The sequence below is a fragment of the Nocardia sp. NBC_01499 genome (assembly GCF_045040275.1).
Taxonomy (GTDB): domain Bacteria; phylum Actinomycetota; class Actinomycetes; order Mycobacteriales; family Mycobacteriaceae; genus Nocardia.
In genome coordinates, this window is sequence record NZ_CP109426.1 from 3,764,366 (window position 1) to 3,777,266 (window position 12,901).

General features: G+C 65.5%; 11 protein-coding genes. 3 read left to right on the forward strand and 8 right to left on the reverse strand.

Annotated features, from left to right (window positions below):
* The first annotated feature begins 176 nt into the window (after nt 1–176).
* The gene (locus OG203_RS17340; protein WP_405166689.1) at nt 177–1,217 is read left to right on the forward strand and encodes a YbhN family protein; all 1,041 of its coding nucleotides are present in this window, start codon (nt 177–179) and stop codon (nt 1,215–1,217) included.
* 67 nt (nt 1,218–1,284) lie between these two features.
* Here the strand turns inward: OG203_RS17340 and OG203_RS17345 are convergent, their stop codons facing one another.
* The 7 genes from OG203_RS17345 to OG203_RS17375 all read right to left on the reverse strand — a co-directional run bounded on the left by OG203_RS17345 (nt 1,285) and on the right by OG203_RS17375 (nt 11,775).
* A complete protein-coding gene (locus OG203_RS17345; protein ID WP_405167896.1) occupies nt 1,285–4,512 on the reverse strand; it encodes a beta-phosphoglucomutase family hydrolase in 3,228 nt (1,075 codons plus the stop codon).
* Nucleotides 4,513–4,623: 111 nt separating this feature from the next.
* Complete coding sequence (locus tag OG203_RS17350) at nt 4,624–5,493, reverse strand: SPFH domain-containing protein (RefSeq protein ID WP_405166690.1); 870 nt, start codon at nt 5,491–5,493, stop codon at nt 4,624–4,626.
* 145 nt (nt 5,494–5,638) lie between these two features.
* Entirely contained in the window at nt 5,639–6,517 is an 879-nt protein-coding gene (locus OG203_RS17355; protein WP_405166691.1) for a universal stress protein, read from the reverse strand.
* Nucleotides 6,518–6,548: 31 nt separating this feature from the next.
* A complete protein-coding gene (locus tag OG203_RS17360) occupies nt 6,549–7,310 on the reverse strand; it encodes an SDR family NAD(P)-dependent oxidoreductase (protein ID WP_405166692.1) in 762 nt (253 codons plus the stop codon).
* A 35-nt stretch (nt 7,311–7,345) separates the two neighbouring features.
* Nucleotides 7,346–10,153, reverse strand: a complete 2,808-nt coding sequence (locus tag OG203_RS17365) for a cation-translocating P-type ATPase (RefSeq protein WP_405166693.1) — start codon at nt 10,151–10,153, stop codon at nt 7,346–7,348.
* A 330-nt stretch (nt 10,154–10,483) separates the two neighbouring features.
* On the reverse strand, nt 10,484–11,392 hold the full coding sequence (locus OG203_RS17370; protein WP_405162543.1) for an IS5 family transposase: 909 nt from the start codon (nt 11,390–11,392) through the stop codon (nt 10,484–10,486).
* Nucleotides 11,393–11,517: 125 nt separating this feature from the next.
* Nucleotides 11,518–11,775 (reverse strand): hypothetical protein, encoded by a 258-nt coding sequence (locus OG203_RS17375; RefSeq protein ID WP_405166694.1) that lies wholly within the window; start codon nt 11,773–11,775, stop codon nt 11,518–11,520.
* A gap of 58 nt (nt 11,776–11,833) precedes the next feature.
* Here OG203_RS17375 and OG203_RS17380 point away from each other — a divergent pair, with 58 nt between their 5' ends.
* On the forward strand, nt 11,834–12,052 hold the full coding sequence (locus OG203_RS17380; RefSeq protein WP_405166695.1) for a hypothetical protein: 219 nt from the start codon (nt 11,834–11,836) through the stop codon (nt 12,050–12,052).
* On the opposite strand, the gene OG203_RS17385 is transcribed toward OG203_RS17380, so the two are convergent.
* On the reverse strand, nt 12,049–12,702 hold the full coding sequence (locus OG203_RS17385; protein ID WP_405166696.1) for a TetR/AcrR family transcriptional regulator: 654 nt from the start codon (nt 12,700–12,702) through the stop codon (nt 12,049–12,051). The genes OG203_RS17380 and OG203_RS17385 overlap by 4 nt on opposite strands.
* A gap of 74 nt (nt 12,703–12,776) precedes the next feature.
* Between OG203_RS17385 and OG203_RS17390 the strand changes: the two genes are divergently transcribed.
* A complete protein-coding gene (locus OG203_RS17390) occupies nt 12,777–12,899 on the forward strand; it encodes a hypothetical protein (protein ID WP_405166697.1) in 123 nt (40 codons plus the stop codon).
* Nucleotides 12,900–12,901: the final 2 nt, after the last annotated feature.

Consider the following 12,901-nt stretch of genomic DNA (forward strand, 5'->3'; position numbering starts at 1 on the left):
GAGGTAGCTGGACCGGTCGAGCACCCGGGTCCGGGACCATCGCCCCGCCGGATGGAACCTTTCGGCCCTGTGGCGTGCCGATAGCGATACCGCAGGCTGAGCAGTACCACCTCCGGCTTCGTATCGGGTGTGGCACCGAGGAGGAGCGTCCGTGACAACCGATCAGGAGCGATCCCATGAGTAGCACTCGGGCGAAACCCGATGTGCCCCACCCGACCTTTCGTGATCGGCACGAAGCCGGGCAACCCATGACCGCATCACCCGGGCATCATCACCGCGACCCGGATATACCGGTGCGATTCCATTGGCACACGATCGCCTGGATCGCCGCAACCGTCGTCGCGACCTACATACTGCTGCCTCAGATCGGACAGCTCGGGCAGACCATCCGCACCCTGGGCGATGCGCAATGGCAGTGGCTCGCAGGCGCGTTGGCAATGTCGGCCATGACCTACGCCACCGCGGCGCTCGCGGTAAAGGGCGCCAGTCCCCGGCCACTCCCCTTCGCACGCACGATGAACGCGCAACTGGCAACGTCGTTCGCCAACCTGCTTATGCCATACGGGGTCGGCGGCACCGCCGTCAACGAACGGTATCTGGAACGCTGCGGGCTCACCAGGGCCACCGCCGTCGCGACCGTCGCCCTGACGGTGACCGCCGGTGTCATGCTGCACCTCATCGAGCTGGCCTGCGCCGGAGTCTGGCTGGGCCGGACCAGGCTGCTGCTGACCGCCGCGCTGCCTTCCGGTTGGACATTGCTGATCGGCTTCGTCGCCGTGATGACCGCGCTCGGCGTCGCAGTCGTGCTCATGCTGCGGCGCCCCGCCTGGCTCACCGAGATACGCACCACCCTCGGCGCGATGGCCGGCATCCTGCGCCAGCCGTCACGGGCCGCCATGCTGATCGGCGGTCAGGTCGGCACAAATATCGCTTACATTGCGGCCCTGGGGTTTTCGGTTCACGCATTCGGCGGACACGCCTCGGTCGCTTTGGTCGCCGTGGTCTTTCTGGGCGGCGCCGCTCTCGGCGCAGCAAGCCCAACTCCCTCAGGGCTCGGCGTCGTCGAGGCAGCCCTGGTGACCGGGCTGATAGTCGGCGGTGTGCCGAGTGCACCGGCGGTCGCGGGCGTCCTCGCCTATCGGCTGGCGACATTCTGGATCCCGGCAGCCGCCGGGTCCATCTCCTTGAAATCCCTGCAGCACCAACGATCCCTCTGACGGATGGAACTGACCGACTTCGGCTTTCGTTCGGACGCACCGCGACGGACTGCGTAAATCCACACCGCTACTCGACCGATGCCCCGGCGCCGAGGGCAGATCGGCTCAGCGGCACTTCCCACGATTGCCCGGCGGACAGCGTCTTCTCGATGTCCTCGACGCTGACCCGAATGGGAGCAACCGTGCTGGGATGCAGGCGCAGAACGGCTCGGGTGCTGGTCAGGATGACGGTGAGCGGTTGCCCGCGGTAGCTGAGGGTGAATTCGGCTCGCGGCAATTCGTCGGGCAGGACCGGATGTAGCCGGAGGATATCGTCGCGGGTTTCGACGCCGCCGTAGCAGCGGATGACCATATCCGCGGTGCCTGCCATGGCACCCAGATGGACCCCTTCGCGAGTGGTGCCGCCTTGGGTGTCGGCCAGGTCGGCGTCGAGAGCCTCGGTGAACAGCGACCACGACAGAGCGCGGTTGGTGCGCGCCAGGACCCAGGCGTGCGCCAAACGACTCAAGGTGGAGCCGTGACTGGTGCGGGCGAGGTAATACTCGACGGTGCGGGGGATGAGTTCCGGCGGCAGCGAGTAGTCGAGACGGTCGAAGAGGTCACGTAATTCGTCGGCGGAGAACAGGTAGAACAGCATGAGTACGTCAGCTTGTTTGGAGAGCTTGTAGCGGTTGGTGGTGTCACCCTCGGCTTGCAGGATCAAGTCGAGGCGGCCGATCTCGCCGTATTCGGATCGGTAAGCGTCCCAGTCGAATTCGTCCAGTTGCTCATATCCTTCGAACTGACTGATAACGCCTTCGTGGAACGGCACGCGCAGCCGTCTGCTGATCCGATCCCACTGCCCGGGTTCGTCCGATCCGATCCGCAGCCGATCGCGCAGCGGGTCGCAATCGTGGCCGGCGAGCAGTGCTACCGCCGCGTGGGCACGGGCCAGGACCCAAGCGGTCAATACGTTCGTGTAGGCGTTGTTGCGCAGACCGCTGCCCGGCGTATCCGGGTAGCCGTCGTGGTACTCGTCCGGTCCCATCACCCCGGTGATGTCGTATCGGTCGTCCGCTGGGTCGTACACGGCGAGACTGGCGAACAGCCGTGCCACCTCCACCAGCATCTCGGCGCCGCAGTCCATGAGGAACCGCAGGTCTGCGGTGGCCTGGTAGTACTGCCACACGCTGTAGGCGACCGCGAGTCCGACGTGACGCTGACGGCGTGAATTGTCCGGCATCCATTGGCCGTTGCGAAGGTTGAACAGTTGGTCCGGAGTCTCCTCGCGCCCGTCGCTGCCGCTCTGCCAGGGAAACAGGGCTCCCGCGAGTCCTTCGGCGTTTGCCGCCGCGCGCGCCTGTGGCAACCGGCGATAGCGGTAGCGCAAAAACGCTCGGGTCAGTTCGGGTCTGCGCAGTGTCAGCACGGGGTAGACGAACAGCTCGTCCCAGAAGATATGGCCTCGATAGGCTTCACCGTGCAGCCCGCGAGCAGGCAGACCGACATCATCGTCCGGACCGACCGTAATGGTCGCTTGCAGAACGTGAAAGATGTGCAGATTCAACGCGAGTCGGTGATGACGACCGCCGCCGAGCGCAATGCCGAACCGGTCCCACAGGTGCGCCCATGCCTCGATGTGTGCGGCGAGCAAGGCCTCGAACCCGGGTGCCCGGCCGATCCGATGCTCGGCCGCCAGCACGGCCGTGGACAGGCCTCGGTCCCGCGATGTCGTCATGACGGCGATCTTCTCGATGGTCACAGGTGTACCGGAACGGAGATCGATCGTGAATTCGATTCCGGGACACGCATTGTCGAGCATAACCCGACGATCGGACACGGCGACTTCGCTGTGGGTGCGCGCGGCGGTGGCAATGGTGATGCCCGATTGATTGGTGATCGCCTCGTACAGCACGGTGTCGGGATCCAGCTGCCGGGATCCGACCGGTCGCAGATGGTCGTGCGCGAGATCGTGGTCGGCGGCCGCATTGCGGTTCGCTACGCGTCCGTTGATCGCCGAGGTGACCACAATGGATCCGGCCCAATCCTGCGCTTCGAGGGTTAACTGTACTGCGGCGAGGTGTGGATGCGACAACGACTGGAATTGCCGGGAGGTGACGCGGGTGGTCCGGCCCGTGCTGTCGCGGTACCGGTTGACCCGGGTGAGCACGCCGGCCCGTAGATCCAAATCCTGATGATGACTGAGCATTTCGGGCGAATCGGGGCGTAGCAGCGGGCCGTCTGCCGGACGGACGGTCAAGAACGCCCAATCAGGTGCGTTCACCAGATGCTCGGTTTCGACTGTGCCGCCGTTGATTTCGGTGGTGCGGCGGTTGTAGATCCCTGCCAGATACGTCCCAGGATAGTGAACCGAGTCCGCCGCGCTGCCCGGCACCGCGCCGCGGGTGGCCCAGTATCCATTCCCCAACGTGCACAACGCTTCCCGCGTCCCCTCCAGCGCCGGGTCGAACCGGTCGTAGATCAGATTCCAGCCGCCGTCGCCCGCGGTGGTCGCACCACCACACCATCGGGTGTCTCGCTCGCCGATCACGGTGGTGGGCGACAGTTGCAGATCGGTGAGGTCGGTGACCACGACATCGGCGCCCGCGTCGGTCAGTTGCGGACCGGTCCCGGTGTGGTCCACTCCGACAACCAGCCCGAATCCGCCCATCGCCGCGGCGCGGACACCAGCTACCGCGTCCTCCATGACCACGGCGTCGATGGGTTGGACGTGCAGCCGCCGCGCGGCTTCGAGGAACATGGCAGGGTCGGGTTTGCCAGGCAGGTTCATGCGCAGTGCGTCGGTGCCGTCGACGCGGACGGTGAACAGTTCGGCGATTGCCGCCGCGTCGAGTATTTCGGCGCAGTTGCGGCTCGCAGTGACCAGTCCGGTTGGTATAGCGGCCGAGCGCAGCTGTTCCAGCAGGTTTTTCGCGTCGGGGAACACTCGCACACCAACCTGTGCCAGTGCGGCCGCGAACAGCTGTTGTTTGCGGGCGGCCAGGCCTGCGATGGTTACCTGCCGGGGGTTATCGGTCGGGGTGCCTTCGGGCAGTTCGATACCGCGGGATTTCAGGAAGGCCCGCACCCCGTCCTCACGGCTTCGGCCGTCCACCCACCTGCGATAGTCGACATCGGCGTCGAAGGGCGGCTGTGTCGGACCGGCGAGTTCGGGCAGCACCTGATCGAACAGCGACTTCCACGCGGCCGCATGGACTTCGGCGGTATCGGTGACCACGCCGTCCATATCGAAGATGACCGCACCGTAGTCATTGGCGGTGCGACCGGGCGCCGCCGCGAGATTGTCGAGACGCATCTTGGGCATGCCCTCGTCACTTGTCAGGATCGACTCACTGTGTCCACGAGACCCGCCAATGCTGATCGACGGGTCTTCGCTTGCCATCTCGATAACGGCCTCGTCGTTCAGTCAGTTCGATATCGGCGTCGTTGCCGCCGGGGTGGAGGTGCCGTTGGGCTTCGGTGTGGGATGAATCGGTAGCGGCGGTTGCACGCCGGTGAGCGCGGACGCGGCCGCGGTTTCGCGGGCGAAGAAGCTACCGATCTCGCCGATCGCGCTCATCAGTGGCGCCGGGAATACGACGGTGGTGTTCTTGTCGACGCCGAGTTCGATCAGGGTCTGCAGATTGCGTAGCTGCAGGGCAAGCGGATGGGCCATCATCGTGTCGGAGGCATCGCCCAGCGCGGCGGCAGCCATTGATTCACCCTCTGCGGCAATAATTTTCGCTCGCTTCTCGCGCTCGGCCTCGGCTTGGCGTGCCATGGCCCGCTTCATGCTGTCGGGCAGTTGGATGTCCTTCAACTCGACCAGGGTGACTTCGACACCCCATTCCAGGGTGGTCGTATCGAGGATCTCCCGGATACCGGCGTTGATGACGTCGGTCTCGGAGAGCGCCTCATCGAGAGTGTGCTGCCCGACGACCTTGCGCAGCGTGGTCTGCGCGATCTGATCGATGGCGGCGTAGACGTTTTCGATCGCGACGACCGACTTTTCGGCATCGACGATTCTGAAGTAGGCGACGGCCGAGATATCGACACTGACATTGTCGCGGGTGATGATGCCCTGCGATTGGATCGGCATGGTGATGATGCGCATCGTCACTTTCCGCAGTTTATCGATCACCGGGACAATGAAATTGAGACCGGGCTCGCGAACCGCGATTACGCGCCCGAGCCGGAACAGCACTCCCTTTTCGTATTGGGTCACCACTCGTATGGACAGTGCCAGCGCGATCAGCGCCACCACGACCACGGTGAGGACAATGGCTAATACGTTCACAACTGCTCCTTCTGAGGGCACGAATCCTTTTCTGCCATCCATAGAATGCGCTCGGGCGCAACTCGATCCCAGGGCCGAACAGCACCGGGTGACGGGTAGATCGGCCTCTTGGTGGAGCAGGCCGGTCCGTCATCGTCGCGCTGCGTCAGCCAGGGTGCCGGGCGATGATGACTGGGCAGTCGGCGCCGTGCAGGACTGCTTGGCTGACCGACCCGAGGGTCATGCCCGCGAAGCCGCCGCGGCCGTGGCTGCCGACGACGAGCAGCTGTGCCTGTTCGGCCTCCGCGAGTAGTCGCTTCGCCGGCTGATCCTGGGTGACCACACGCTGTACCTCGAGGTCGGGATACTTCTCCGCGTAGCCTGCCAGGCCCTCGGACAGCAGTTCCTCGCCCTCTTTCTGTCTGTCGGCGCGGGAAATGTAGCGATGGGATTCGGACCAGGTGAGGACCGCGCGCAATGCGACGTTGCGATGGCACGCTTCGTCGAACGCGACGTCGATGGCCTGGATACTGCTCGGCGAGCCGTCGACTCCGACCAGCACGGGTCCCCGCGCTCGACGCGGTTCGTAGTGTTCGGGTTCGGGGATGACGGCGACCGGGCAGTGCGCGTGCCTGGCCAAAGCGGTGCTCACCGAGCCGAGCAGCCCACGACGGAAGGCGCCGATACCGCGTGTGCCGACGACGAGCAGCCGCGCGTCCTTGGACCGATCCCGTAGCACCGGTATCGGTGGTGCCTCGACCACGAATGTGTTGACGTCGAGATCGTCGACGGGTGCGGCCGCCGCTGCGGCGAAATCACGTGCCGCGGCGACCGCGGCGATGCCGTCCGCGCGGTAGGTGTCGTAGTCGAATTGGTCGAAGGCGATCCCCGGTCCGAAGTCCATCGGGAAGCTGATGGCGTACACGATGTGCAGCGGGGCGCCGTGTCGTACGGCGTCGACAGCTGCCCAGCGCAAGGCCTCGGTCGCGGTGACGGAACCATCGATACCGACGAGGACTGGAGGATTGATGGCATTGGCGGACATGTGAATTCCTAACTCTGCTGTGACGGGTTGGCTAGCGCCATGTTTCGTGCGTCTCGGGAGGCGGCACGAGCGTCGCACCGGCGGTAGCGCCGCCGTCGAGGACGAATTCCGATCCGGTCGAGAAGGCGGCCTCGGTGACGATGAAGCCGACCATCGAGGCGACCTCCTCCGGCTCGCCGAAGCGCGGGAGGGGTTGTCCCGCAGCCATGTTCGTCAGTCCGGCCGTCATCGGCGTGTGGATCGGGCCGGGGTGTACCGAGCAGACCCTGATGCCCGCGTCGCCGAGCTCGATCGCGGCGGCCTTGGTCAGTCCGCGCAGGCCCCATTTACTGGCCACATAACCGGCCATCCCCGAATAGCCGATCAGGCCTGCGGTGGAGGAGATATTGACGATGACGCCATCCCCGGCGGCACGCAGCCGCGGCGCCGCAAGGTGCATACCGAGCCAGGCGCCGACCAGGTTGACGTCGACGACATGCCGGAACATGGCAGGCGACTCGGTTTCGATGCCACCGAAGTCGAGGATGCCCGCGTTGTTGATCAGGACGGCCAGCGGCCCGAAGTTCGCCTCGGCATCATTGAGCACCCGCCGCCACCCGTGTTCGTCGGTGACGTCGAGTTCGCGGAATATCGCTGTCGGACCGAGAGATTCGGCCGTCTCGGCACCTTCTTGATCGAGGATGTCGGCCACTACGACGCCGACGCCGGACTTGACGAGCGTGCGCGCGATCGCCGCGCCGATACCGCGGGCACCGCCGGTGACGACGGCGCTTCGGCCATGGAGTTCGAGCATGATATCTACCTCTCGGTGTACGGGATTCGATGTCTTCAGGTTTTCGCGAACGACGCTGCGGGCGCGATGGTTTCGGGGACTCCGGCCCTTCGGCGAAGCAGCCAGCGCCGGATCTCGTCGGCGCCCCAGATGATGAACGGGTACGGTGCCGTGAAGGCGAGCATGGCCGGGGTGAGCGCGGCAGTGCCGAGCAAGTGCTGAATCGGCGGGACATAAACGACCACGGCGGCGAGCGCGAGTTCGAATGCGATACCCCCCAACAACAGTGGGTTGGACAGCACGCCGATCGAGCGCAGCGAGGCCCGTTCGGTGCGGGCGGCGAACGCGGTGCCGATCTGGCCGGCCACCAGGCCGAAGAATGTCATCGTCGTGGCCTGCAGATAAGCGTGATGCAGAGGCGTGCCAGGGCCGGTGGGATCACCCAGATGCCATCCCGCACCGAGCAGGACATAGAAGAAGCCCGCCATTCCCAGTGCCGCGGCGATCGCGCCGAGGAACAGCCACGCGCGCAATACCATCGGGATCTGGATGATCGACTCGTCGCGTCGGCGCGGTGGACGTCGCATGAGACCGGGCTCGGCTGGTTCGCGACCGAGTGCGAGTGCGGGCAGGGTTTCGGTGCCGATATCGATGACCAGTAGCTGTAAGACGGTCAGCGGCAAGGGAATAGAGCCACCCGAGAGCGCGAACACGATGAACGGGGTCACCTCGGGAGTCGCGTGGGCGAAGATGTAGAAGATGAACTTGCGGATGTTGTCATAGACCCGCCGCCCGGCCTCGATCGCCGCGGCGATGGTGGCGAAGTTGTCGTCGGTGAGGATCATGGTGGCGGCCTCGCGGGCCACATCCGTGCCGGAGCGGCCCATCGCGATGCCGATATCGGCGCGCCGCAGGGCGGGGGCGTCGTTGACGCCGTCACCGGTCATCGCCACGACATGTCCGGCCTCGCGAAGTGCGTCCGCGACACGGAGTTTCGCTTCGGGCGAGGAGCGCGCGAAGATCAGCTCTGGCGTCGTGGACAGCAGTGTGTCCAGCTCGGCTTCGCTCATCCGCTCGAGTTCCTCGCCGGTCACCACGACCGGTTCGCCATGGGTGATCCCGACCTGGGCGGCGATGGTCGCGGCGGTCAGACCGTTATCGCCGGTGATGACGATGATGCGGATGCCTGCGGCGTGGCATACCGCCACCGCGTCGGCGACCTCAGCGCGAGGCGGGTCGGTCATCGCGACGAAGCCGAGTAGCAGCAGGTCCCGTTCGGCTTGGTCGCGGGCATCCGGCGGGGTGCCGCTCGGCAGTCGGCGTTCGGCGACCGCGAGTACCCGAAGTCCTTGCCGCGCTTGCGCATCCACCAAATCGACCAGTGTTGTGCGTCGGTCAGTGGTCAGCAGTTGCGGGTGGCCGTCGGCGTCGAGTTCGGTAGTGCACAGTGGTAGCACTGTCTCGGGTGCGCCCTTGGTGTGCACCCAGACTCCGTCGCTGGAGCTGTCGATCGTCGACATCCGTTTGCGTGCCGGGTCGAAATGAAACTGCTTCTGCCGCAGGCGTTGTCGTTCGTCCGAGTCCACCTCCGCGCCCAAGGCGGCACCCGCGACAAGCATGGCGGTCTCGGTCGGATCGCCCAGCGCCCGTCCGGTGTGATCGAAACGGGCGTTGTTGCAGGCGATCATCGCGGTCGCCAGTCGAGTCAGCGTAGGGTCGCTCGGGCGCGGTGTGCGCGATTCGAGGTCGTGCGTGCCGGTTGCGGTGTGCAGCACGGTGACCCGCATCCGGTTCTCGGTGAGCGTGCCGGTCTTGTCGGTGCAGATCACATCGGTCGACCCGAGGGTCTCCACCGCACTGAGCCGCTTCACGACCGCGCCACGACGGGCCAGGTCGCGGACGCCGACCGCCAACGCCAAGGTGATCGTCGGCAGCAGACCTTCCGGGACGTTGCCCACCAGCAGACCTACCGCGAAGACCACCGCGTTGAGCAGCGACAGCCCGGCACCCAGCGTCGCAAGCGGCACGAACGCCGCACCGAGCAGCAGCGAGACCAAGGCGATCAGCCAGGCCACTTGGCGCACTTGATGTTCGAGCGGGCTCTCGTCGTGTCCGACCCGTTCCGACAGCGCCGCGATTCGGCCGAGCTCGGTATGCATACCGGTGGCGAATACGACAGCCTGTGCGTCGCCACCGGTGCATGCGGTCCCGCTGAAGGCGATATCGGAGGCCTGGGCCAGCGGCACCCCGGCTTCCGCGGCATCGGCCGAGCGGAACACCGGCAGCGATTCCCCGGTCAGTTCGGACAGATCGACCTCGATACCGCCCTCGAGCAACCGCGCGTCGGCCGAAATCCGATCGCCTTCCTGGATCACCAGCACATCGCCAGGCACCACATCGACGGCATCGATCGCAGCCATCTCACCGTCACGCACTACCGTCGCCCGTGCCGGCAGATACGCCGCCAGCAGCTCCACCGCCCGCTCCGCATGCCGCTCCTGAACGAACGCGAACGCCGCGTTGATCACGATGACGACGATCACGGCGATGGCCACCGGTTCGATGCCAACCAGCCAGGCCAAACCCGCCGCCGCCCACAACAGCAGCGCCAGCGGATGAGTGAACTGCACCATCAACTCGCGCGGCCAAGTCCGGCCACCCCGCCGATGCAATGCGTTGGGCCCGACGTGAATCAACCGCCGCTGCGCCTCACGACTGGTCAGGCCGGATCGAGAACTGTGCAGATCGCGCAACAGCAGCTCGACCCGCTCGGTGGGGTCGAGGTCGATCCCAGGCTCGCCATCAACCAGCGCGGTGTCCACGGAAACGACGCTGTCGAGCGGCAGCGAGACTGAGGAATGCATACGGGTCAGCCTGCGCGTGCGCGAGCCCTGCGATAAGAGGACTCGTGCTCACGGCGGCGGGACTTACGTCCTCACCACACTGTCCTCATGTCCGGTACATTCCACCGAAATCCGCTGCAAGCACACCCGTCCCGCTATGCGTTCCCAGAACCGCCGGTCACCCGCGTCAGTCGGCTTTATATCGGCATGAAACATGTCAGGAGCGTGAAGGGTATGGTCACCAACATGGCGGCGAGAACGAGCGCGCCGAACCATCCGATCGGCCCCACAGCGAATCGGGCCACAGCGCGTTGAGGCCGATGGCCAATGCGCAGTCACCTAGGGCTTGTTTCATAAGTCGGGGCATCGGAGCCACTGGTTGATGGCGGCGATGTGGATCGTGGCCAGGTAGCGGACGGCGAGTTTGTCGTATCTGGTTGCGACAGCACGGTGTTGCTTGAGCTGGTTGATGCCGCGTTCGACAGCGTTGCGGTTTCGGTAAGCCTCGGAGTCGAAGGCCGGTGCCCGACCGCCGGCCGAGCCGCGGTTACGGCGGTGAGCCACCTGGTCACCCGGGATTGCGATGGTGGCTTTGATCCCGCGTTGGCGCAGGTAGGCGCGGTTGGCGCGGGAGGAGTAGGCCTTATCGGCCAGGACCCGATCTGGTCGGACCCGCGCCCTGCCCAGTCCGAGGCGTGGCACTCGGATCGAGGCGAGCACGGCGGCGAAATGCGGGCTGTCACCGGCTTGGCCGCCGGTCAGTAGCAACGCCAGAGGCCGTAGGCCCTGCTCACAGGCCAGGTGCAGTTTCGTGGTCCATCCGCCACGCGAGCGACCCAGCGCGTGGTCGGCGGGTTCGACTTCGACCCCGCCGGGTGGATGTTTCTGCCCGTCGCCGTCGCGGCGGGCGCCAGCGGCGTGCTGGTGGGCCCGCATGATGGTGGAGTCCACACTGATCTGCCAGATGATCGCGCCGACAGCATCAGCGAAGGCCTGCAACATTTTCAGGATCAAGGCCCACCTCCCGCCACGCTGCCAGCGCCGGAACAGCCCATAGATCGTCTGCCACTGCCCATACCGCACCGGCACATCCCGCCACGGCGTGCCGGTGCGGGTCCGCCACCGGATCCCGTCGATGAGCTGCCGTTTCGTCCACTTCGGCGGACGGCCCGCCTTCACACCACGGGGCAGCAACGGCTCCAACCGCGCCCACTGGGCATCGGTCAGATCCGCACGCCCCGCGACCGATACGCTGGTCACGAGGTCTCCGGTATTCAAGGTTTTGCTTGGTCGCTAAACCCCTTTACCGGAGACCTCCCTCGCATCAGGTCACCAACACGCCAACCACCGCAACAACTTTCAGCTCATCTGCGCTGCCCCAGCACTTATGAAACAGGCCCTAGGCCGATTTCTTTGGCGACGGCGGGTTGTTGGGCTGCGGCGGTGCGTAGTTGGTCGGCGGTGAACGAGCTGTGCTCGGGTTCGCCGTTGTCGACCCACGCGGTGACTTCAGCCGAGTTGTCTGGATGCGGGGTTGTCGCCATCTCGAGTTGATGGGAAACGGTGCCGTCGGGGTTGTAGAGCACCGTGATCGAGTCACCGGACGCGGCGGCGGCCGGGGCAGTGATCAGCGTGCTGCCCAACTAGACGACCCACCGGATCACGAACCCGGCGGCCACCGAGGACATCGTCGACTTCTCGATGGCGATCATGCGATCGTGCCCGGCGCTGGTGCGGTCGAAATCCGGTGCGCTGGTTGCCGATACCGAACTCGGTCGAGCAGCCGTGCGGCTGATCGTCCCGACCACCCTGATCGCCGGGGCGCACGATCATCTCATTCCGGTCACCCACGCTGAGCGACTCGCCAACGAACTCGCCGAGGTCCTCACCACCGCCTACGGCGTCAGACAGGTGAGCTAATCGTCGTCGGATGCGCGGGTCGCCACGATGAGCAGTAGTTGCGCGAGTTGGTCGAGCAGCTGATTGGGGCGCAGCAGGTCGGGCTCCAGGAATGCCTGGGTGAGTCCGCCGTTACGGACGGCGAACAGCCAGCGGACCACGGTGTCGGTGGGCACTGTGAGCCGGAGGCCGGCCCCGGTGAGTACGTCGTCGATCCGGCTGCTCATCTGAGCACGCAACCGCGCCGTTGCCTCCACCAGGACGGCCGCCGCCGCGGGATCACGCAGCGCGTGCAGGGCGAATTCACTGTTGACCAGATGCCACCGGCGATCCTGCGGGATGGTGTCCAGGAACGCCGGCACATAATCCCGCATCGACGCGTTGTTCGCCTGTGGTGACGCGCTGATCGCATCGATGAGATGGGCGGTTTGCTGCTCGTGCAGCGCCAGGAACAGCTCCTCCTTGGAGGAGAAGTTGCCGTAGAAGCCGCCGCGAGTCATGCCGGCCCGCTCGCAGATGTCTTCCACCGAGCTCGCATGAAACCCACGTTCCGAAAACGCGTCCAACGCGGCAGCCAAGAGTCGCTCCCGAGTTTGACGTCGCTTACGCGACAACGGCCGCCCGTGCGGGGCAGTGATGTCCGTCTCATCGTCATCCCGTTGCGTGCCCACTCGAAAAGTGTACATACTGGCATTAAATACATCCTTGTATATTTCTGGACGTTCGACCAGCTCAAGGGGTACCGATGACCACAGCAAGCGAGGCCGTAGCGAACAATTCCCGCGCGATGAAGTTCGAGTACCAGCGGGCGGCACGCCCAGCCGGGGACATCATCGAACCGCCGGTGCCCTCGGCCGAGTTCGGGTAGGC